20 protein-coding genes are annotated in these 22382 nt (G+C 29.5%); 3 read left to right on the top strand and 17 right to left on the bottom strand.

All coding sequences use genetic code 11. The annotated features are described in order from the left end of the window. The first annotated feature begins 55 nt into the window (after nucleotides 1-55). Entirely contained in the window at nucleotides 56-1183 is a 1128-nt protein-coding gene (gene nagA / locus CDLVIII_RS05620; RefSeq protein ID WP_009168462.1) for an N-acetylglucosamine-6-phosphate deacetylase, read from the top strand. Between the two features lie 149 nt (nucleotides 1184-1332). Next, the gene (locus tag CDLVIII_RS29695; protein ID WP_009168461.1) at nucleotides 1333-1491 is read left to right on the top strand and encodes a DUF1540 domain-containing protein; all 159 of its coding nucleotides are present in this window, start codon (nucleotides 1333-1335) and stop codon (nucleotides 1489-1491) included. A 112-nt stretch (nucleotides 1492-1603) separates the two neighbouring features. Here the strand turns inward: CDLVIII_RS29695 and CDLVIII_RS05615 are convergent, their stop codons facing one another. From CDLVIII_RS05615 to aroB, 12 genes are all read right to left on the bottom strand, one after another. After that, nucleotides 1604-2506, bottom strand: coding sequence for an ROK family protein (locus CDLVIII_RS05615; RefSeq protein WP_009168460.1), 903 nt, complete (start codon nucleotides 2504-2506; stop codon nucleotides 1604-1606). A 155-nt stretch (nucleotides 2507-2661) separates the two neighbouring features. Next, complete coding sequence (locus tag CDLVIII_RS05610) at nucleotides 2662-4059, bottom strand: glycoside hydrolase family 1 protein (RefSeq protein WP_009168459.1); 1398 nt, start codon at nucleotides 4057-4059, stop codon at nucleotides 2662-2664. 90 nt (nucleotides 4060-4149) lie between these two features. Then, nucleotides 4150-5028, bottom strand: a complete 879-nt coding sequence (locus tag CDLVIII_RS05605; protein WP_009168458.1) for an ROK family protein — start codon at nucleotides 5026-5028, stop codon at nucleotides 4150-4152. Nucleotides 5029-5362: 334 nt separating this feature from the next. Further along, nucleotides 5363-6196 (bottom strand): prephenate dehydrogenase, encoded by an 834-nt coding sequence (locus tag CDLVIII_RS05600; protein ID WP_009168457.1) that lies wholly within the window; start codon nucleotides 6194-6196, stop codon nucleotides 5363-5365. A gap of 28 nt (nucleotides 6197-6224) precedes the next feature. Further along, on the bottom strand, nucleotides 6225-7238 hold the full coding sequence (aroF, locus tag CDLVIII_RS05595) for a 3-deoxy-7-phosphoheptulonate synthase (RefSeq protein ID WP_009168456.1): 1014 nt from the start codon (nucleotides 7236-7238) through the stop codon (nucleotides 6225-6227). A 197-nt stretch (nucleotides 7239-7435) separates the two neighbouring features. Further along, complete coding sequence (gene aroQ, locus CDLVIII_RS05590) at nucleotides 7436-7876, bottom strand: type II 3-dehydroquinate dehydratase (RefSeq protein WP_009168455.1); 441 nt, start codon at nucleotides 7874-7876, stop codon at nucleotides 7436-7438. A gap of 11 nt (nucleotides 7877-7887) precedes the next feature. Continuing rightward, the gene (locus CDLVIII_RS05585) at nucleotides 7888-8397 is read right to left on the bottom strand and encodes a shikimate kinase (RefSeq protein ID WP_009168454.1); all 510 of its coding nucleotides are present in this window, start codon (nucleotides 8395-8397) and stop codon (nucleotides 7888-7890) included. A 9-nt stretch (nucleotides 8398-8406) separates the two neighbouring features. Then, nucleotides 8407-9219, bottom strand: a complete 813-nt coding sequence (aroE, locus tag CDLVIII_RS05580; protein WP_009168453.1) for a shikimate dehydrogenase — start codon at nucleotides 9217-9219, stop codon at nucleotides 8407-8409. A gap of 30 nt (nucleotides 9220-9249) precedes the next feature. Then, nucleotides 9250-10383: a prephenate dehydratase gene (gene pheA / locus CDLVIII_RS05575; RefSeq protein ID WP_009168452.1), complete on the bottom strand. Its 1134-nt coding sequence runs from the start codon at nucleotides 10381-10383 to the stop codon at nucleotides 9250-9252. A 97-nt stretch (nucleotides 10384-10480) separates the two neighbouring features. After that, a complete protein-coding gene (gene aroC / locus CDLVIII_RS05570; RefSeq protein WP_009168451.1) occupies nucleotides 10481-11554 on the bottom strand; it encodes a chorismate synthase in 1074 nt (357 codons plus the stop codon). Further along, nucleotides 11532-12839, bottom strand: coding sequence for a 3-phosphoshikimate 1-carboxyvinyltransferase (aroA, locus tag CDLVIII_RS05565; protein WP_009168450.1), 1308 nt, complete (start codon nucleotides 12837-12839; stop codon nucleotides 11532-11534). Before aroA ends, aroC begins: the two co-directional genes overlap by 23 nt. A 104-nt stretch (nucleotides 12840-12943) precedes the next feature. After that, nucleotides 12944-13996, bottom strand: a complete 1053-nt coding sequence (gene aroB / locus CDLVIII_RS05560) for a 3-dehydroquinate synthase (RefSeq protein WP_009168449.1) — start codon at nucleotides 13994-13996, stop codon at nucleotides 12944-12946. 778 nt (nucleotides 13997-14774) lie between these two features. On the opposite strand from aroB, the gene CDLVIII_RS05555 reads away from it, so the two are divergent. Next, entirely contained in the window at nucleotides 14775-16145 is a 1371-nt protein-coding gene (locus tag CDLVIII_RS05555) for a DUF2334 domain-containing protein (RefSeq protein WP_035301678.1), read from the top strand. A 15-nt stretch (nucleotides 16146-16160) separates the two neighbouring features. Here the strand turns inward: CDLVIII_RS05555 and CDLVIII_RS05550 are convergent, their stop codons facing one another. From CDLVIII_RS05550 to CDLVIII_RS05530, 5 genes are all read right to left on the bottom strand, one after another. Then, nucleotides 16161-17333: an MFS transporter gene (locus CDLVIII_RS05550; RefSeq protein WP_009168447.1), complete on the bottom strand. Its 1173-nt coding sequence runs from the start codon at nucleotides 17331-17333 to the stop codon at nucleotides 16161-16163. A 272-nt stretch (nucleotides 17334-17605) separates the two neighbouring features. Further along, on the bottom strand, nucleotides 17606-19042 hold the full coding sequence (gene cls / locus CDLVIII_RS05545) for a cardiolipin synthase (RefSeq protein ID WP_009168446.1): 1437 nt from the start codon (nucleotides 19040-19042) through the stop codon (nucleotides 17606-17608). 319 nt (nucleotides 19043-19361) lie between these two features. Beyond that, nucleotides 19362-20048 carry a response regulator transcription factor gene (locus CDLVIII_RS05540; protein WP_009168445.1) on the bottom strand — a complete coding sequence of 229 codons (687 nt, stop codon included), beginning with the start codon at nucleotides 20046-20048 and terminating at the stop codon, nucleotides 19362-19364. Next, on the bottom strand, nucleotides 20026-21276 hold the full coding sequence (locus tag CDLVIII_RS05535) for a HAMP domain-containing sensor histidine kinase (protein ID WP_144005413.1): 1251 nt from the start codon (nucleotides 21274-21276) through the stop codon (nucleotides 20026-20028). Before CDLVIII_RS05535 ends, CDLVIII_RS05540 begins: the two co-directional genes overlap by 23 nt. A gap of 244 nt (nucleotides 21277-21520) precedes the next feature. Next, the gene (locus CDLVIII_RS05530; protein WP_009168443.1) at nucleotides 21521-22189 is read right to left on the bottom strand and encodes a hypothetical protein; all 669 of its coding nucleotides are present in this window, start codon (nucleotides 22187-22189) and stop codon (nucleotides 21521-21523) included. Nucleotides 22190-22382 lie beyond the last annotated feature (193 nt).

Genomic DNA, 22382 nt, shown 5'->3' with positions numbered 1-22382 from the left:
TTATACCTGCAAACTATATGATTTTAAAAATTTCTTTATATAAAGGAGGAGAAAAATGTTAATAAAAAATTGTAATATTATTTACTTAGATAGAATAGAAGAAGGCTCAATTCTTGTTGAGAATGGCAAAATCAAAGCAATAAATCCTAATGATTATGGTGATGAAAATATAATTGATGCAAAAGGTTTATATGTATCCCCTGGTTTTATAGATGTTCATATCCACGGTGCAGGCGGTTATGATACAATGGACGGTACCAGTGAAGCAATTAATACAATTGCCAATACCATAATTAAACATGGAACAACCTCATTTACTCCTACAACCATGACTGTTTCTATAGATGAAATCAGAAAATCCTTGAAAGTAATAAAAGATTTGAAAACAACTGGTAATGACGGGGCACATATTTTAGGTGTTCATTTAGAAGGTCCTTTCGTAAGTCCCAAGGCAATTGGTGCTCAAAATCCTAACCACCTTTTATCTCCATCAATTTCGGCGTATCAGGATATAATAAAAGATTATGAAGATATTATTGTCTCCATAACACTCGCACCAGAAGTCGATGGGGCTAAGGAGCTTATTAAGTATATAGCTGATAGTGGGGTTATTTGTTCTTTAGGCCACACAAATGCAACTTATGAAGAAATGCTTGAGGCAATTAAATGCGGAGCAAGTCATTCAACTCACCTTTATAATGCTATGACTCCTTTAAATCATAGGAATCCTGGAGCTGTAGGTGCTGTTTTTGATAGTAATATAACCACCGAAACCATTTCAGATGGAATTCATATTTCATATCCTGCTTTAAGAATTGCATATAATCAAAAAGGAACTGATAATGTTTTATTAATATCAGATGCTATGATGGCCTGCTGCATGCCAAATGGAGAATATTCATTAGGCGGGCAAAAAGTCATTGTAATTAATGATGAAGCGCGTTTAGAGAATGGTGCTCTTGCAGGATCTGTACTTACTCTTGATAAAGCTATAAGAAATGTATATAAAAATTCAGATATACCACTATATGAAATTGTGAAGATGGCCTCTTTTAACGGCGCTAAACATTGTAAGGTTGATGACCACAAAGGACAAATCAAGGAAGGTTATGATGCAGATTTAGTATTGTTTGATGATGACATTAATATAAAGAAAGTATTTGTTTCAGGGAAAGAAATATAATAAATCACACATACTTTTAAAAAATTAATTTACACTTAAATTTAATTTATACGCTGGATATCCATCTATATATACCCATTTATTTAAAAGTATAAAAAGATTTTTTTATCAAATAATATTACTGAAATTAAATTTAAGGAGTGATTTATATGTCATGTAATAAAAGTATAGGATGTTCAGTAAGACCTTGTAAATGGCACGGTGGTGATGAAAATTATTGTACCTTAGAGCAAATTAAGGTTGGAACTCATGAATCAAGCCCTAAACAAAAAGAGTGCACTGATTGTGAATCTTTCCAATTGAGCTAATTAAACAAAAGCAGCTGCTGTATTACTTTTCAGCAGCTGCTTCATGATTTTTATCGATTCTTTAACAAATTAACAAATAATACTTAGACAATTTTTTTATAAAAGTATTCTATTATTTTTCTCTTTGGAAATAATTGCATAATGCGCCTAATTTATTTGCATCATTCCCATATTCACATGTTTTTATTTCAGGTTTTATGAGTCCCTCCAAACCATGCTTAGTCATTATATCCAATCTTTTATTTATTTCTTCAACATAATTTTTTCTTTCGCTTATTGCTCCCCCTAAGATAATCACTTCTGGATCATAAGTATATTGAATATTATAAATACCCATAGCCATCATAAAGTAGTACTTATCAACTTCCTTACAGGCAATTTTATCTCCCTTATCACACAATTCAAATACTTCTTCACCATTAAGATCTCCCTCGTCCAAACCTTTTAACTTTGCAACATTTTCTGCTAATACTTTAGTAGCTCCAATTTTACTCCAACTTATGAATTTAGGAATTTCTCCTAATTCATAATTCATTACACAATATCCAAATTCTCCACCGTGTTTATGAATTCCAACATGAATTTTCTTGTCTTTAACTATAGCTCCACCAATGCCTGATCCACAGACTATAAATGCTAAATCATTATTGTCCTTTCCTGCACCAAGCCAGCATTCTCCAAGAGCTGCGCAATTTGCATCATTTTCAATTTCAACATTTATTCCTGTACCTTCTTTTAATATTTCCTTAAAATTAGGTCCATGTATATATGGTATTGCACTTGTACCACCAATTAATCCAGTATCACTATCAACTGCTCCTGGAGCACTTATTGCAATTCCTTTAACATCGTATTTTTTCTTCATCTCATTTGATATCTTAATTAATTCACTAAAAAATTCATCAGCTGTTTTGGCACAAGCAAGTTTATTGCTCTCTTTGAACTCTCCTTTTTCAGTAATGACTGACCATTTTGTAGAACTCCCCCCAATATCAAAAACCATAAAATTTCTCATTTTATAAGCTCCCCTTTCCGATGCTTTTTAAATTTCGATTTGATATATGAAATAATTATCATATAAGAAATTTATTACATATATGTATTTTAATACAAAACTTTTACATAATTCAAGATGCTGTCTTAATTTAAGACAGCATCTTTATAAATTACTTAAAACCCGTTATTTTCTGACACTTCTTTAATCCATCTTCCTGATTTTTTAATAGTTTTCTTTTGAGTATCTAAATCTACAGCAATAAATCCATATCTATTTTTGTAAGCATTTGACCACGACCAGCAATCTATTGGTGTCCATGTATGATAACCAAAACAATTTGAACCTTCACTTATTCCCTTATGAAGATATTCTAAATGTTCTTTATAAAAATCTATTCTATAATCATCCTCTATTATGCCTTCGGAATTTATATACTTTTCTTCTCCTTCAACACCCATTCCATTCTCTGAAATATACCAAGGAACATTATTATAGTTATCTCTTATATTAATTGCAATATCATACATACATTCAGGATATATCTCCCATCCTCTATAAGGATTCATCCTTCTTCCTGGCATTTCATAATCATCAAAGTACTTATTAGGCATCCATCCATTTGATTCATCAAACTTTGTTTCCTTAGCCTTAGCTCTTCTTGGTTGATAATAGTTAACGCCTAAGAAATCAATCTTATTATTTTTAATTATTTCTAATTCTTCATCTGTTGCTTCCCATATAACCTTATCATTTTTTAATACCTCTACTAAAGATGGTGTGAATTCACCTTTTATTGCAGGATCCAAAAATGAATTATTAAAGAAATCTTCTACAAATCCAGCTGCTTTTATGTCTTCTTCATTTTGCGATCTTGGATATGATGGAGTTAAGTTAAGAATTATACCAATCTTTCCTCCATTTTTATGACATTCTGAAGCTTTAAACTCTCTTATTGCTTTTGCAGAAGCTAAGTTCAAGTTATATAAAACTTGTACTGCTTTCTTTCCGTCTACTATCTTTGGATAATGGAATTTATATAAATATTCTCCTTCAACAACTACCATAGGTTCATTAAATGTAGTCCAATGTTTAACTCTATCTCCAAATAGCTCAAAACATTTCTTCGCAAAAATCGCAAATAAATCTACAACATGCTTTGACTCCCAGCCTCCATATTTATCATATAATTCAACTGGAAGATCAAAGTGATGCAAATTCATGACTGGAAGTAAGTTATTCTTTATACATTCGTCGATTACATCATTATAAAACCTTACTGCGTCCTCATCAACTTCTCCTGTTTCAAAATCTTTCATTAATCTTGTCCACTGAATTGACGTTCTAAAACTATTTAAGCCGATTTCTTTAATTAGTTTTAAATCTTCTTTGTAGCTATTATAAAAGTTTGATGCTACATCGGGTCCTACTCCATTAAAAAATGCTTCTGGTTCTATATCAAACCAATGATCAAATACGCTATCATGTTTTTTGTTAAATCTTCCTTCACTTTGTGGTCCTGATGTTGCTGATCCCCACCAAAAACTTTCTGGGAATTTATATTTTATACTCATATTTTTCTCCTCCTGCTTCTTATGTTTATTGGCACTTTTATTTTGATAGATTACATATTCTATTTAAGTTAACTGTCAATTGCTAACTATTTAAAGCATTGCTGCTCCAATAAGACCTGCATTATCACCAAGTTCAGCTATTCTTATATCTACGATTTTAGGATCGGCAACCTTTTTCTTTGCACATTCAATAATCTTAGCCAGTAAAAACGTGTTATTTATCAATACTGCTCCGCCAATAACTATAGCTTCTGGGTCAACTACTGCTATTATATTGGCAATTCCTATTGAAATATTGTCTATCCATTTGTCTATTACAAAAATAGCTTTTTCGTCATTCTTTTTATACAAATTAAATACTTCTTTAGTTATCAATGTTTGTCCATATTGTTCTGATGCTACTCTAGCTATATTTACTCCACTACATTGGCCTTCCAAGCCACCTTTATTTAATCCTCCCTGACTGTAATTATCTTCATTTATTATCATGTTATAGATTTCGCCTGTCTGGCTATGGGCTCCGTTTATGATTTTCTTGTCTAATATAAACGCACCACCTACCCCTGTGGAAATGGTTATATAAAATACCGATGTACATTCCTTTGCACTTCCAACTATACTTTCTGCAAGTCCTGCCACATTAGCATCGTTATTAACGTTTACAGGGAGTTTAAGCTTTTCACTTAAATATTGCTTTATATTGAAATTTGCCCACTCCTTTAAATTAACTGGATTTAATAATTTTCCTTCTTTTAAGTCTATAGGTCCTGGCACTCCAACTCCAACTTTCTCAATCTCATATTTACTCCATTCTTTTTCAATATGATTAACCAGCTTATCTAAATTATAAGGTGCACCCTTGCTCACTTCATTCTTCACTTTAAAAACATCAATTATTTCACCTTTTTTAGAAATAACTGCAGCTCTTAAGTTTGTCCCTCCTATGTCGATTCCAACTAAATAAGACACTTTAAACACCTCCTTAAACTTCTTTATAAATAAATGTATTATTCTATCACATAATTTATAATTCAATTATATATTAGTATATACAATTATTCAACATATGTCATATCTTTTAATTAAAAAAATATACTTTTTATACAATTAACTTTAATAAATATATTTTTTCTACATTATTTATTTCAACATAAAAAACCATATATGAAATAAGCAATGTATATTTCCTTCTTTTCATAACACTTAAACTCTATTTTTTATTTTTACATATATTTTCTCTAAAATTAGTATATAGTAAAATAGGGCTTTTGTTATTATCTTAAATAACAAAAGCCCTACATACTTATAATTTTTCACGCCTCTTAGTAGATTTTATAAATAACTCTTTTAGAGCTTCTTTATCATCATTTTCTATTGCGTGTTTTATTTTGTCTAATTCAACCTCGAAATTTTCTATACTCGTCAGCAGATTTTCCTTATTTCCCAGGAAAAGTTCACTCCATAAATCTTCATTTATATTTGCTATTCTAGTTAAATCCCTGTAGCTATCTCCAATAAAGCTTCCAGTTTCTCTTCCTTCTAAATCACTATTAACTAGTGCTACAGCTAAAGAATGAGGAAGCTGACTTGTATATCCTATCATCTCATCATGATGCTCAGGAGTTATCCTTCTAATTCTCTTAAATCCAAGCTTATAAACTAAGTCTTCTATCATTCTTAAATTTTCTTCTTTATTTCTAGCTACTGGTGTTAAGATATAATTTGCGCCTTTAAAAACTGTACTGCTTGCAAAATCTATTCCCTTTTTTTCTCTTCCTGCCATTGGATGGCCAAAAACAAAATCAATATTTTCTGGTAAAATCTTTATTATATCATCAATAAACATTTTCTTAATTCCAGTTGCATCTGTTATTACAGCACCATCCTTAAAGTTTTCATTATTGTCTGTTATAAATTTCTTAACTAATCTAGGATATAAGGAAATAATTATAAAATCTGCACTTTTAACTATTTCATCCCCACTAGTAAACCCTTCTTTTATTAATCCAAGTTTTTTTGCTTTTTCTAGGGACTCTTCATTAATATCTATACCATATACATCATCATACCCAGCTTCCTTTAATGCCATGGTAAATGATCCTCCAATTACTCCAAGACCTACAACTACTATCTTCATATTAATAGCTCCCTTTATCTACACAGAATTAAATTTCTTTACCTTCGATATCTGCTACTGCTTTAACTTTAGCCATAAGTGCATCAAATTGATCTGGAGTAAGTGATTGCTGTCCATCACTTAATGCATTTTCTGGATCATTATGAACTTCTATCATAAGACCATCTGCTCCTGCCATAATTGCTGCTTTAGCCATTGGTTCTACTAGGTAAGCATAACCTCCTGCATGACTTGGATCTACAATAATAGGTAAATGTGATAATTTCTTTATCACTGGAACTGCCTGTAAGTCTAATGTATTTCTTGTAATAGTTTCAAAGGTTCTTACTCCTCTTTCACAGAGAATTACATTTTCATTTCCACCAGCCATAATATATTCTGCGGACATAAGCCATTCTTCTATAGTTGCTGATAAACCTCTCTTTAATAAGATAGGTGTTTTAGTCTTACCAACTTGCTTTAGCAAATCAAAGTTTTGCATATTTCTAGCACCAATTTGAATCATATCAACATTTTCAACAAAAGTATCTAAATAATCTGTTGACATAAGTTCTGTTACTATTGGAAGGCCTGTTTCCTGTTTTGCTATTTTTAATAGTTTTAAACCTTCAAGTTCTAATCCTTGGAAGCTGTAAGGTGAAGTTCTTGGTTTAAATGCTCCTCCTCTCAAGAAGTTAGCTCCAGCAGCCTTTACTCTTTTAGCTACTTCAATGATTTGTTCTTCGCTTTCTACAGAACATGGACCAGCCATTATTCCAAGTCTTCCACCACCAACTATAGATCCTTGAACATTAACTATTGTATCTTCTGGTTTAAATATTTTATTGGCTTTCTTAAAAGGTTCTTGAACCTTCATAACTCTATCAACGCCTTTAAGTACCTGCATTTTTTTAGGATCAATTATAGATGTATCTCCTATAATACCTACTATATAGTAAGTGTCGCCTTTTGAAAGATTAACCTCTAATCCTTTTGCTTCGATTACTGATGTTACCTTTCTTACTTCTTCTTCTGTTGCCTTTGGGTTCATAATAATTATCATTTTTACTTTCCTCCTGTACTCCTACTTTTAATTTTTTACTACTATACTTCTATACTACTTTTGTCAACTAGCAGTTCACAGTTTGCAGTTCATAGTTGTATTTGAAATATCTGACTAGATTTTTCAAAATTATATTTATATATTTTCTTCTACTATTTACTGCAAATTATTAATTGCTAATTAACTTATATAATAAACTATTTAGACATCTTTTTCAATTCTAACGCCTTCATAGCTAATATATATCCCTGTTCTCCAAAACCACACATTTGGCCTATACATGCTGGTGCAGTTACAGATTTCTTTCTGAAATCTTCTCTTGAATGTACATTAGATAAATGTACTTCAACTGTATCTATATTAATTCCTTTTATAGCATCATGAATCGCATAACTATAATGAGTATAAGCTCCTGGATTTATTATTATTCCATCATACTTCTCAAAATATGCTTTTTGAAGTTCATCTATTATTTCACCTTCACAATTGCTTTGAAACAAGGTTACTTCATGACCTCTATTTTTGCCTTCTTCCTTAATATACTCACATATATCTTCAAAGGATTTTGTGCCATAGATTCCTTTTTCCCTAACTCCAACCATGTTTAAATTAGGGCCATTAATGACCATAATCTTCATTAATATTCCTCCTAATCTAGCTCTAAATTAAGTTTTATAACTTCTTTCGCTATACTTATTACATTTTCAAGTTCATTATCATTCCTGATAATTTCATCTGCATATAAATTATATAATTCATAGCGTTCATCATATAACTTGATTAATTTATCTCTGCCTTCTTTTAACAAGGGTCTTCCTGAAATATCTATATCTTTCAAAAGCTCCTCTAAAGGCCTATCTATAAAGACAATATAAGACTTTTCTTTTAATATATCCATATTCTCTTTTCTCTTTATTACGCCTCCACCTGAAGAAATCAGTATATTATCCTTTTTAGATAATTCCCTGCAGGCTAAGGTTTCAAAATCTCTAAAGTAAGTTTCTCCCATTTCAAAAAGCTGAGGAATTGTCTTAGATGTCATATCTTCAATATATTCATCCATATCATAAAATTTTAATTTTAGTTCATTACTTATTACTTTGCCGATTGTGCTCTTTCCACACCCAGGCATCCCAATAAGCACTACTTTGTCTTTCATATATGCCACCTACTTAAATTCATCTTCAAACAGTGAATGTAACTTTTCTGTCACATCCTTATCCAAAGAATGTTCCTGCCATATTTCCTCAGATTTTATAGCTTGCCCAATGAGCATTTCGATTCCTCCGCATACTTTTTTGCTTAATTTTTTACCTATTTTTAAAAACTTTGTTTCCTTAGGATTATAAATTATATCTATTAAGGTATTAAAATTATTTATTATGTCTTCATCAACTGGTGTAGCATCTACATTAGGATACATTCCAAGAGGAGTCGTATTTATTAAAATATCTCCTTTTATATCGCCTATTTCTTCATAAGTTTTAATTTCAATTTTTTCATCATTATAATCAGAACTGATACTTTTTCTTCTGGAAACTAAATAAATCTTTTTAATTCCTTGATCCAGCAAATAGGTTATAACAGCTTTAGCTGCTCCACCATTTCCAAGCACCATAGCTATATTATCTTTAATTTCAATACTATTATTTTTAATAATAGTTCCAAAGCCAAAATAATCTGTATTATAACCATATAACTTTCCATTATCTAAATGGATTGTATTTATTGCACCTATTTTTTGTGCTTCTTCCGATATAAAATCTAAATATTTCATTACATCCTGCTTATACGGAATAGTAACATTTACTCCCTTTACCTTAAGAACTTTTATTGCCTCTACTGCTTTACCTAATTCTTCTTTTTTGACCTCAAAAAGCTTGTATGCACCTTCAATATTTGAAGCTTTAAAAAAATTATTATGAATTTTAGGTGAAAGGCTATGAGATAATTTTTCTCCGAACAATCCATAAAAATCCAAATTAATCCCCCCACTTTATTCAGTTAACAGTTAACTATATTTCTTGTATCCTCCAATAAGTTTAAAGTAAGCACTGCTTTGCTCTATTAGACTTAATGCTTTTCTGACTTTTTCACTTTCCAGATTTCCTTCAAAATCAACATATAAGAAATACTTCCATGCCCCTTTTTCCATTGGTCTTGACTCAATCTTCATCATGTTTATGTCATTTTCTGCAAAATGACTTAATAATTTATATAATGTCCCAGCTTTATGTTCAAGAGAAAACACTACACTTACCTTATTACAACTAGAATTTGTTTCAAGTTCCTTTGATATTATTATAAATCTTGTAGAGTTTTCACTTTGATTATTTATATTTTCTTTTATTATTTCTAAATTATATATACTTGCAGCTCTTTTACTTGCAATAGCTACCTTAGACTTATCATTTAAATCACTTACAAGTTTAACGCTATCGGCAGTACTATGAAAAGGAATCAGCTTCCAATCATTATGCTTTTTAAGAAACTCCGTACTTTGCTCGAAGCCTTGAGGATGTGAATATACTTCTTTAATGGTTTCTAATTTTGTATCTTTTACACCAATTAAATGTTGATTTATCTTAATACATTCCTCACCAACAATATAAAAACCATATTTATATAAAAGATCATAAACTTGTGAAATAGCACCTGTTGACGAATTTTCTATTGGAACTACTCCATAATCAATTTCACCATCTTTAACTGCAGCAAAAACATTTTCAAATTCTTCATAAGCCTTTGCTGCTTTGATATCTCCAAAGTACTTCATCATGGCTTCCTCCGTAAAAGATCCTTTAACCCCATAATAACCAATCTTCTTTTTATTTATAGAACTTTGACGTTGCGTAAATTTATATTCTCCAACAGCCTTTTCAATTTTTTTATTTTCAAGTTTCTTAGCAATTTCCATTATCTGAGTGAAGAACTCTCTAGTTCCTTCTTCATAGTTTTTATTTTTAAGATATCCTAAGTTTTTTTCAATAACTTCTTTTTCTCTACTTTCATCAAAAACTGCTAAATTATTATTCTTTTTATATTCTCCAACTTTAAGAACTACATCCATCCTCTTTTCAAATAATTCCGTTATTTTTTTATCTATTTCATCAATGCTCTTTCTATAATCATCTAATTCCGTCACTTTACTCTCTCCTTTTAGATCTGTTATAAATCCACAATTAACAGTTTTGAATAAAGATTTTATAAAACTTGCGTTCTAAACTCTTAATTCTTGACCTTTAACTGATTAAATCTAATATTCCTATTGCAGTTACTGCTTCAATTACTGGAACGGCTCTTTGCACAATACATGGATCATGTCTTCCTTCAATTATAAGCTCTGATTCTTTTTTTTCTGCAATATCTATTGTTCTTTGAACTTTAGATATTGATGGCGTCGGCTTCATTGCAACCTTAAATAATATTGGCATTCCATTTGTAATTCCGCCTGTAATTCCACCATTATTGTTTGTATAAGTCTTTACCTTATCACCATCATAATAATATTCGTCATTGCAATTTGAACCCTTAAGTTTACTCATTTCAAAGCCCTTTCCAAATTCTATTCCCTTAACCGCTGGAACAGAGAACATTAAGTGAGCTAAAGTTGACTCAACTGAATCAAAAAACGGATTTCCGATTCCTGCATTTATACCAAGAACAGTGCATTCAATAGTTCCTCCAACAGAATCCTGCTCTTTTTTTGCTTTAAGGATTGTCTCCCTCATTTCTTCCTCTTTTTCTGAAATTAAAAGAGGCAATTCTTTATTTTTTAAATCTTCTAAAAGTTCTTTATTTAATTCGACCTCATAAAAACTTTTATCTTCAATATCACCAATACTTTTAATATGAGCCCCTATACTTATTCCCTTACCTGCTAGTACCTGCTTACAAATAGCACCTGCAAATACTAATGGTGCAGTAATTCTTCCCGAGAAAGATCCGCCACCTCTATAATCATTAAATCCATTGTATCTAACATACCCTGGATAATCTGCATGACCTGGTCTCATTAAATCCTTAAGCTTTCCATAATCCTTAGAGCGCATATCTGCGTTTCTGATCACTGCACAAAGAGGAGTTCCTGTGGTCTTTCCTTCAAAAAATCCACTTAAAATTTCTGGTGCATCAGCTTCTTTTCTTGCTGTAGATAAGTTACTTTTCCCTGGAGCACGCCTAGCCATTTCCTTCATAACTTCTTCTAGGTTAATTTCAACACCAGAAGGAAGACCATCTATTGTAATTCCTATTCCAGTCCCATGTGACTCACCAAAAATAGACACCTTTAATTTATTTCCCCATATTCCACTCATCAAATACACCTCCTAAACTTTTAAAATCTTCCCAAAACTGAGGATATGATTTAGAAACACATTCGTAATCCTTAAGCACTATTGGATCTTTACATACAGTAGATGCTATAGCTATAGTCATTGCAATTCTATGATCCTTGTGACTCCAGACTTCTGCTCCGCCCTTTAGCTCTTTAACTCCCTCTATTATTAAACCATCTTCTCTTTCTTTAATTTTAGCTCCTAACTTATTAAGCTCAGACGTTACAGCTGCTAATCTGTCGCATTCTTTAATCCTGAGTCTTCCAGCATTTATTATTTCTGTTGTACCTGTGCTTAGTGCTGCAACTAAAGCTACTACAGGAATTATGTCTGGGCATTGAGAACCATCAATTATAGTTGCTTTTAGTCTTTCATTTGCTATTCCGATTAACCCATTATTTTTATTAATTATATCTAATCCCATTCTTGTTAAAATATCTATTACTTCTTTATCTCCTTGAAGAGAGTCTAACTTTAAATCATTTAAAATTACATTATTTAAAAGTGCATCTGCACAAAAGAAAAATGCCCCTTGAGAATAATCTCCTTCAACTCGATAGTCCCTGCTCTTATAGGTTTGATTTCCCTTTATTATAAATTCTTCATAATTGTTATTTATAATCTCTATACCAAAGTCTTTCATTGCACTTAAGGTTAAATCAATATATCCCTTTGATTCCATTTCTGTTGTTATTAGAATTTTAGAATCTCCATCTAAAAGAGGAAGAGTAAATAATAAACCTGTTATGAACTGCGAGCTGATATTTCCTTTAACTTTAAATTCCCCTGACTGTAATTTACCTTCTGTCTTTAAATCTAATACGCCTTCTTTATAGGAATACTTTATATTCTGTTCATCAAATATATTATAGTATGTATCTAAAGGCCTTTTCCCTAAATTACCTCTTCCAACAAATCTGTTAACACCATCAAATAACGCTGCAATAGGTACTAAAAATCTTAAGGTTGAGCCTGATTCATTACAATCTATAAGCCTTTCGCTCTTTACTAAATTAACTTCAATATTTTCAGGACTTTTAATCCCACAAACTTCAAGATACTCTTCTTTTTTTGTTATCCTTGCTCCTAATGATGACATAGCTTCAATTGTTGCTATAATATCATCAGAGTAATCTATATTTGTAACTTTACTTACTCCATCTCCAAGGGCCGCACAGATTACTGCTCTATGAGCCATGCTCTTAGAGGGTGGTATCTTAACTTCGCCATTTAATTTCTTTGGATATATTTTAAAATCTCCCATTTCATCACCTCTTAGTTAGGCACAATATAAAAAATAACAAGCCCATCTGCCAGCATATTTTCATGCACCTTAATTCACAATATAAAATTCATGATGTATATTACTTATTTGAAAAACTCCACACTAGTCTTTTCTAAAAACGACTCACCAATATTTTTTAGTAATACTACCTTCAAGGAATTATCGATATTTTTCTTATCTAAAGCTATGGTGTCTAAAATTGCAGAATTATCTTTTATCTCGACTTCATAAGGAAGCCCATATTGAATTAGTATTTCTTTAATTTCTTCACTTACACCTTTTTCAGTAAGTCCTTTATTTTCTGCAATTCTGCTTATTTCATACATACCTATAGCAACGCCTTCTCCGTGAGTAAATTTTTTAAAATTGTAATAAGTCTCTATTGCATGACCTAAAGTATGTCCAAAATTTAACAGCATTCTTTCTCCTGTGTCTTTTTCATCATTTTCCACAACGCATTTTTTTATAAAGCAGCATTTGTGGATAATTTTTTCAATATTGTGCATAACTTCTTCTTTAGTTTTCAAACTCTTTAAGAAATGGAAGAATTCTCTATCCTTTATACATCCATATTTAATTACTTCACCCATACCATCTTTAAAAAACTTTTCATTTAAAGTTTTTAATACATAGGGATCTATTAAAACAGCTTTAGGTTGATAAAAACTTCCAACTAGATTTTTACCTCTTTCTAAGTCAACTGCAACTTTTCCTCCTACGCTGCTATCAACCTGAGCCAGTAAAGATGTTGGTATTTGAACAAAATCTACCCCTCTTAAAAAAGTAGCTGCAACAAATCCACCAAGATCTCCAATTACTCCGCCACCAAGAGTTATAATTAAATCACTTCTTGTAATTTTAAAATCTAAAAGTTCATTGTATATTACAGGCAAAGTGCTGAAAGCTTTTGTTTCTTCGCCTGCTTCTAAAGCCATTATTTTAACATCATATCCTGAATTAACTAAGCATGATTTTATCTTATCTCCATAATAAGAATTTACGTTTTTATCAGTTAATATAAATATTTTTTTTCCTTTGTAAATCTTCTCAATTTCAACATTTACTTCATTCATCAATCCTTTTTTGATCAGGATTGGATAACTTCTTTCTCCAAGTTCAACAACTAGATTTTCCACTACTTAACACTCTCCTTCTTATTAATCGTGTAACCTACTATACTTCTGTTTTCTATAGTCATTGTTTGAATAAAAATTCCAATAAACTACTTATTAAGCAGTCCCTTCAATAACCTTCAGTACTTCTATTTATATTTGCCCCCTTACATATATTTAATTATATTTAAAAAAAATGGAACTCATATATAATGAGTTCCATGAAATATCGATGTTATAAGATATTGAAATACTCTATGAAAATTAAAAACTCATTAGAAAGATATTTTTTTCAGTTTTTTTGCAAAATAAATAGCCAGCGCTAAAATAAAAGCCCCAGAACATAAAATAAAAAAAGCTATAAAATTTTTGCATAACTGATTTTACAATATCCTTTTCCATGATTTTCTCCATTTCTAAATTAATAGTTATTATTTACGAATAATAACACAAAATTTTCTTTTAAAATTTATCTTTTTTCCATTATAACAAACTATATCACAATGTCAATATTTATTATTACTTTTTCATTTTTTATCTCTATATAATATTTATTTATCATTCAAAATTTTACTTATTTATTATTTTCACAATTTTAGACTTTATTTTTTTAAAATTTAACAAAACCCGCCCTTGACTGTTTTATCTTTAATACTGCTCATTCCTAAAGAAATATCTCCATATGATAGTTTGTCCTTAACATTTCTATCTGTATGTTTCTAACCAAAATATAAATATAAAAATAAAAAAAATATAAGTACACATAATAAAAGTACACATAAAAAGCAAGGTGATGATGCAAATGACAAGTAAAAGATTTCTGTATACTTTTATGATAATTTTAATATTACTTTCAATAGGCTGTAGTAATAATAGTCTACTTAAAAATAACAGTTCAAGAAAAATTTTAAATGAAGATTCCTTAAAAAAAAATGATGGACTTAACACAGATTTTTCTAGCTTTACTGGCTTTGATATGCCTAAGGATAATGTAAAATTTATAATTAACGGCAAAACTCTTAAGCTTAATTTACCAATATACTTAGATAAAAATCGATATTATATATCTCTAAATGAATTCATTCAAGAACTTGATGGAAAAATAAAAAAACGTAATGACAATCTAGTTATACGTCTTAATAACGATATTTACACAATTTACTTACATGATAATATCATAAAATCTCCAAATAATAATTTTCCCTTAAAGAAACCATTATTAGTTAAAGATAATTTTTATTATATTGGATTATCTGATTTTTCACGCATGTTTAAACTTTACACCAGGTGGGATAAGGATAATAAAATAATAAGTTGTAAAATAGATGGTTTTCCAAGTGCAAATATCATCCCATATAAATCAAAAATAAAACAAATAGGTCTTATTCGTTTTGAAGATATAGGAGTAAATTCACAGCCTTACTCCAAAGAATATTTTGAAAAACTCCGCATAATAGCAGACTATATGAATCAAAAGAAAATCCCTTATCACATAGCATGGATTCCAAGGTATGTAATTCCTAGTCAAAAAGTTGATAATGACCCGTTAACTAAAAATAATTTTGAAATAGCTGAAATGGTATATAGTTTAGATTTTTTTACTACACATAATGGATCAATTGGCCTCCATGGTTATACTCATCAATCTGGTAATACTGAATCTGGTGCTGGTTTTGAATTCGGAAAACTTAATCCTTCTGAGAGTACATTTAAAGAAAAAATCGAAAAGGCTATCAAAACTGCATCATACTTGGATATACCGATTGATTTCTTTGAAGCACCACATTACGAAATTACACCAGCCCAAAATAAAATTGCAGAAAAATATTTCAAAATTTTATATTACCCATTTAATGATTTTGGCAAGGAAAAAGCTGATTTAAAAAAGCCTCAGCGTAGTCCTTATAACAAATCATCATTTTATATTTCAACTCCTCTTGACTATATTCCTGCTAAAAAAGAGGAAGAAGCTTTAGCTAAGATTAAAGAAACTAGTACAAATAATATGGGCAGTGTATTTTTTCATCCTTTTTTAGAAAATGATTATATATCTTTAACTGAAGATGATAATTCCGCCCCAACCTTTACTTATGCTGAGAACTCAATCTTAAAAAGGTTAATCGGCATATTAGAAGAAAAGGGATTCAAAATGATTAAAGTAACAGATCTTTAACTTCCTACTCATAAATTAGTAAGTTTTAGCTACAATATACTTCTTCTCTCCTGGAAGAATCTTTGCAGCAATTAATGTAGAAATTATTATAATTGCAAATCCAGATAAATACATTATATTGTACCCAAACTTACCTTGGATTGCACTAAAAATTTGAGGATAAACAAAATTAGCACCTGCTGAACCTAATATTGTTACTATTGAATATGTGCCTGCTACAAATTTGTCATCAACAACATTTCTAATATATTTAAATAAGAAAGTCAAATAACACCCATACATTAATCCATGTAGTTGATCACCTAAAACAACCAAAGGCACATATCCTGTTGAAAATAATAATATTCTTGCTGATGCTATAATAAAAGCCACAATTAAATATTTTTTAGGTTTATTATTCTTTAAAACCTTACCAACAAACATAAATGATAAGAACTCAACAACAACCCTGAAAAATATAGATTTACTATATATTGAGTTAGCTAAAGCAGTATTTCCTGTTATATCTATTAAATAGGTTGAATATGCAAATTCTATTGCATTGTATGTTCCAATAATTAAAATACTAGTGAGACCAAGAATTAATGAATTTTTATTTTTTAATATATCTCTTAGTTTTACCTCATTTTTCTTAGCATCTGCTTCAATATTATTAAATTTCAATCCTATAATAAATATTACAATACTTATCATAGCAATTCCCATTATGTAAATAGTTTTAAATTCAAATCTTTCAATTATAATTCCACACAAAAGTACTATACAGCCAAAACCTATAGATCCCCATTTTCTTATTTGAGAATATTCCATACCTTGTTTCACGGATAGTCTCTCCACATATATTTCATATATATTTCCAGTTGTTTGTACAATAATTCCATATAAAATTGCAAAAATGTATATTGTAAATTTATTTGCAATAATAAAAAATATAGTCATAAGGATCAATGCACTAAAATGTATCATAACAAATTTCTTTTTATTGTTACTCCCAGAAAGTCTGCCTACTAAAAATTGCTGAGAAAAAATTGCAGATAGTGCACCTATGGATACTACCTTTCCAACTTCACTTAATGATAATCCAACCACTTGATTTAAATACGGTACATAAAAGGTAGTTACTATACTTAACACTCCATAAACAATGTAGGTAGATAATGAATAATAAAACTTAATTTTGTCTTTCACAATACTGCTCCTATCCAAAGTATATGAAAATAGCGTATTATGGATAATTCATCTCAATATTCAAAGGCTATATTTTTTCATATCTTTTGTTTATCATAGCTTATAATTTATATCTTAACTTAGGTATAGTCAAGCTTTTTTATAAGTTATACATAGATTCCTAATTTATCATTAATTCCTTAAAGAATAAAAAAATGATTTCTTTATTGAGAAACCATCTTTTTATTCATTCTATTTATAATTTAAATAAATAATGAAGACATATTAAATGCCTATAGTATTGGAGATACTAATCTAATTAAAGATTCTTTGATTCTAAGTGAAATGCTTCTGTTATCATATATTTCCTTTGTTATTTCCTCAGAATCTTTAATATCTTTCATAAATTCAATTTCTCCATCTCTTGCAATTCTATTATCAAAAATAAATGCATTTACCTCAAAATTAAGCTTAAAACTCCTGATATCCATATTAGCTGTTCCTATACTCATTACTGCACCATCGGCAACTATAGTTTTTGAATGGATAAAACCTTTTTCATAATTATAGACCTTTATTCCTGCTTCTAATAACTCACCTATATATGAGCTTGCCGCCCACTTCATAAAGAAATGATCTGGTTTTCCTGGTATTATAATTCTAACATCTACTCCTGATAACGCTGAGATTTTTAATGATTCTAATATTGGTCCATCCGGTACAAGATATGGAGTTTCTAAATATAAATTATTTTTAGCATTATTAATCAGCTTTAAATATGCATTCCTAATATATTCTTCCTTATGGTCAGGTCCGCTTGTTACAATTTGCATGCCTACATCACCAAAATCTTCGCTAAATTCTTCTGAATAATTTTCATAATTCTCTATATCTTCCTCAGAAGCATGGCACCAGTCAAGCAAGAATCTTTCATTTAAATAATCAACCGCTTCACCCTGTATTCTCACATGTGTATCTCTCCAAAAACCAACTTCAGGATCTTTATTTATATATTCTTTTCCAACATTAAATCCACCTACATATCCAAATTTACCATCAATAACAACAATTTTTCTGTGATTTCTATAATTTATACGTGTATTAAGATGTGGTAAAATTCCTGGGAAAAATATCGAAAACTTTCCTCCAGCATGAATATACTCTTTAAGTGCTTTTTTCGTTAATTTTCTTGAACCCATACTATCTACTAATAGTCTAACTTCCAGACCGCTTTTTGCTTTTTTTGTAAGTTCATCTATTATACTTTTTCCAAGTATATCATTCTTAAAAATATAATATTCAATATGAATATATTTCTTTGCATTTTTTATGTCTTCTATTAATTGTTTAAATTTATCTTCACCATTTACATATACATTAACTCTATTATTAGTTGTGAGCCTTGCCCCTGAATGGTTGAAATTCATATTTATTAAATCGAGAAATCTCTCCCTTACATGATGACAATCATCATTGCCTATTTCATATTTATCACTTAAGTTTTTTCTTTTATTCTCATCAAATTTTATTTTCTTTTTGAAAATCTTCTGTCTGCTTAAATTTTGTCCAAGAAGAATATAAATAATAAATCCTAAGCCTGGTAAAACCATAACTATTAAAAGCCATGCCCATGTTGTGGTAGGATCTTTTCTCTCTATAAAGATTAACGATAGAGAAAGAAGCGTATTTAAAATTAAGATTATAACTGTTAAGCCTAAGAATATATTCATCAATTCACTTCCTTATTTTATGACATATCTTTATTCAGTTTACCAAATATCTCTTATTTTTTTTATGCTCTCATATTATTTTATCATAATAATCTAATATATTGCGAAGGTATATTAAATAAATTAACGACTTGATTGTGACTTATACCTCTAAAACCTCACTAAAAAAGCTATCTTAAAATTATTTTTCATTCTAAGATAGCTTTCAATGAACTCTAATTATTTTCATCTTACCCAATTTCGTAGATAATTATTAAAATAATAGTCATTATATAAACTTTTTCTATAATTTAATTTTATTATTGCAGCATATATAATTCTATGAGTTAAACCTATACCCTGTTCCCCAAAGCGTTTCTATGTATTCTGGATTTCCAGGATCCTTTTCAATCTTCTTTCTAAGCTTCTGTATATGAACCGCTACAGTAGCTGTATCTCCATAGTACTCTTCTCCCCATATTTTATCAAATAATTGTTCCTTAGTAAAAACTATATTAGGATTAGAAGCTAGAAAAACCATGAGTTCATACTCTTTTGTTGTAAGAATAACTTCTTTTCCATTTATAAAAACTTTATGTGAATCAGTCATTATCTCTAAAGCTTTATGGCTAATAATGCTAACTTGTGTTTTCTTTCCAGATAACCTTTCATATCTGATTATATGCGATTTTATTCTAGCTACTAATTCTGCTGGACTAAAGGGCTTTGTTAAATAATCATCTGCTCCAAAACCCAGGCCCTTTATCTTATCAATATCTTCACTTCTTGCTGATACAATTATTATAGGTATTTCATATTTTTTTCTAATCTCTTCTACTATTGAATATCCATCTTTACCTGGAAGCATTAAATCGACGATAATAAGATCAAATATCCCCGTAAGGGCTCTCTTTAAGCCTTGACTTCCATCTTGAACTATTTCAACCTTATATCCATTTAATTGGAGATATTCTTTTTCTAATTCTGCAATATTTATATCATCTTCAATAATTAATATTTGTTTCATGTACTTCCTCCTTTTTATTATTTACTGGGAGCTCTATAGTAAACGTACTTCCTTTTTCAATGATGCTAGATGCATAAATTTTTCCTCCATGAGCTTCTACCATTTCCTTTGCAATTGCAAGACCTAAACCTGTGCTCATAAAATCTTTTGTACGTTCTGTATCTATACGATAAAATCTATTAAATATATTAGAAAGTTTATCTTCTGGAATTCCAGGTCCATTATCCTTAATTTCTATTTTAATCCATTCATTATTACTACTTAATTCTACTTGAATTATCGCATCTTCCTGCCTTCCATATTTCATAGCATTTCCTATAACATTTCTAATAACTTGATATATTCTTTTTCCATCTATGTTAACCTCTAATTGTTTAGATAACCTGTCTTCAAATTTAAATTTAATATTTTTTTCTTTAAGGATGAAATCAAATTCTTCCATAAGATCATTCATAAATGGTCTAAGCTTAACTACTTCAAAATTAAAATCTAATTTCTGCATATCTAATTTTGAAAATAAAAATAAATCGTCAATAAGATTGTTTATATAAATAGCATTATTATGAATTATATTCAGATAATTATTTACCTTATCTGGTGAGGTTACAACACCATCTACCAATGCCTCAATATATCCATTAATTGAGGTAATCGGCGTTTTTAAATCGTGAGAAATATTTGCTATAAGTGCTTTTCTATTTTCTTCATATTCCCGCTTCATTTCTTCAGACTGCTTTAAAGTTTCAGCCATTTTATTAAAATCATATATTAAAATTCCAATTTCATTATATACATCATTATCAATTTTTATATCATAATTACCTCTAGCTATCTGCTCAACACCATCTTTTAATTTTTCTATGGGTTTCATAATTCTTTTTTCCATTTTCATAGTGACATATATATGAGAACTCTGATGAACAACAAAAATTACTGCAAAGAATATGGTAACTGCCTTTATATCTACGAATTTAAATATAGAAAAAACAAGTAGTATACTTATTAAGATTCCCGTTGGACGCATCCATCTTAAATATCTATGTATTCTATTAAATTCATTAAATTGTTTATGATGAGATTCATGATGTAATTTTTGATGCTCATAAACTAATTCATTACGCAGTTTATGCAATTCATTAAGCTTTTCAAAATATTCCCGATGTTCTTCATCAAATTTATGACGAAAATGAGAATGAATTTTTCTTTTAAGTCTTCTAATCACGTCCACCACCTTGAAATAAATTTTAATTGTTACAATGATTATAACATTGCAAATTACCTTTTGATAAATTAAATTACATTAAACTCACATATTAATAATCCTAATAAAGAGCAACATTCATATTCACCTTATGGATGTTACTCTTTTTATATATTTTATAATGATTCTGCTACTACTCTCAAGAAAGCCCTAAAATGCACTTATATTCATTATAGATGTGCATTTTATAAGTTAATTGATTCTTATTAACTTACCAAAGTAGATCTAACGCTCCATTTACAGCACTCTCACCTGTAGACGAAATTTCAACTTTTTCAACTTCATTATTTTTATTTGCGTATATTTTTAGCTTAGCATCACTATCTTCAGAAAATAACAATTTCTTTATAAATTCATGATGCTTGTGAAAATCTTTATCACTGCCTTCATTCATTTGTTTTATATGCTCCATCAACTTTTCCTTATCTATTCCCTCATGGAATTCTTTATGCATATCTTTGATTTCCTTGAATACTTCTTTCAATTCTAAAGATATTATAGTTTTTTCATCCTTCTCTTCAACTTGTACATTATTTAATAGATTCAACATAAAAGTAATTTTTGAAAGGCCTCCCTTTATTCCACCGTGACCATGCATTCCATGATTATGCATATGCATTCCTCTGTGGAATCCATGATGTGGACAATCCTTTATATTAAATTCTGAATTACTTTCATGTTTTACTTTTTTACCCTCAGCATCTAAATCAACATTTATATTAGCTTTTGTTTCTCCACTTTTAGTATTAGTTTCAAATTCATTAGAAAAAGATAATACTTTCACATCTCCTTTTGCTGCTTCTAGCTTTATATTCCCTTTGAAAACTTCTTTTTCCTTCATAGTCTTAAAAACATCGTATAATACTTTAATTTTATTCATTTATAACGCCTCCTAATATTTTCAAGAAAACTCTACTCGCATCCATTGTCTGCTTAAGTATCTTAGTATTTTTCCTTGATGTTATGAGTTCATTATAAAATCCAACTTTAAAAATCCCTTAAAACAATTTTAAAAATTTTATAAAAAAATATAAAAAAAATGTAAAGGTAAATCTACTTTCAAGCATACTTAT

This window comes from Clostridium sp. DL-VIII (assembly GCF_000230835.1).
Taxonomy (GTDB): Bacteria; Bacillota; Clostridia; order Clostridiales; family Clostridiaceae; genus Clostridium.
This window is presented reverse-complemented; position numbering and strand designations above follow the sequence as displayed.

Bases quoted from the DNA above. Each gene is read 5' to 3' on its own strand.
- CDLVIII_RS05615 (WP_009168460.1), bottom strand. From the start codon at position 2,506: ATGAGAAATTTTATGGTTTTTGATATTGGGGGGAGTTCTACAAAATGG.
- aroQ (WP_009168455.1), bottom strand. From the start codon at position 7,876: ATGAAGATTATGGTCATTAATGGCCCTAATTTAAACATGGTTGGAGTT.
- CDLVIII_RS05540 (WP_009168445.1), bottom strand. From the start codon at position 20,048: ATGAAACAAATATTAATTATTGAAGATGATATAAATATTGCAGAATTA.
- CDLVIII_RS05610 (WP_009168459.1), bottom strand. From the start codon at position 4,059: ATGAGTATAAAATATAAATTCCCAGAAAGTTTTTGGTGGGGATCAGCA.
- cls (WP_009168446.1), bottom strand. From the start codon at position 19,042: ATGAATATATTCTTAGGCTTAACAGTTATAATCTTAATTTTAAATACG.
- CDLVIII_RS05530 (WP_009168443.1), bottom strand. From the start codon at position 22,189: ATGAATAAAATTAAAGTATTATACGATGTTTTTAAGACTATGAAGGAA.
- CDLVIII_RS05600 (WP_009168457.1), bottom strand. From the start codon at position 6,196: ATGAAGATAGTAGTTGTAGGTCTTGGAGTAATTGGAGGATCATTTACC.
- aroF (WP_009168456.1), bottom strand. From the start codon at position 7,238: ATGATAATTATTATGAACCCAAAGGCAACAGAAGAAGAAGTAAGAAAG.
- aroC (WP_009168451.1), bottom strand. From the start codon at position 11,554: ATGAGTGGAATATGGGGAAATAAATTAAAGGTGTCTATTTTTGGTGAG.
- aroA (WP_009168450.1), bottom strand. From the start codon at position 12,839: ATGGGAGATTTTAAAATATATCCAAAGAAATTAAATGGCGAAGTTAAG.
- nagA (WP_009168462.1), top strand. From the start codon at position 56: ATGTTAATAAAAAATTGTAATATTATTTACTTAGATAGAATAGAAGAA.
- CDLVIII_RS05555 (WP_035301678.1), top strand. From the start codon at position 14,775: ATGACAAGTAAAAGATTTCTGTATACTTTTATGATAATTTTAATATTA.
- CDLVIII_RS05585 (WP_009168454.1), bottom strand. From the start codon at position 8,397: ATGAAAGACAAAGTAGTGCTTATTGGGATGCCTGGGTGTGGAAAGAGC.
- CDLVIII_RS29695 (WP_009168461.1), top strand. From the start codon at position 1,333: ATGTCATGTAATAAAAGTATAGGATGTTCAGTAAGACCTTGTAAATGG.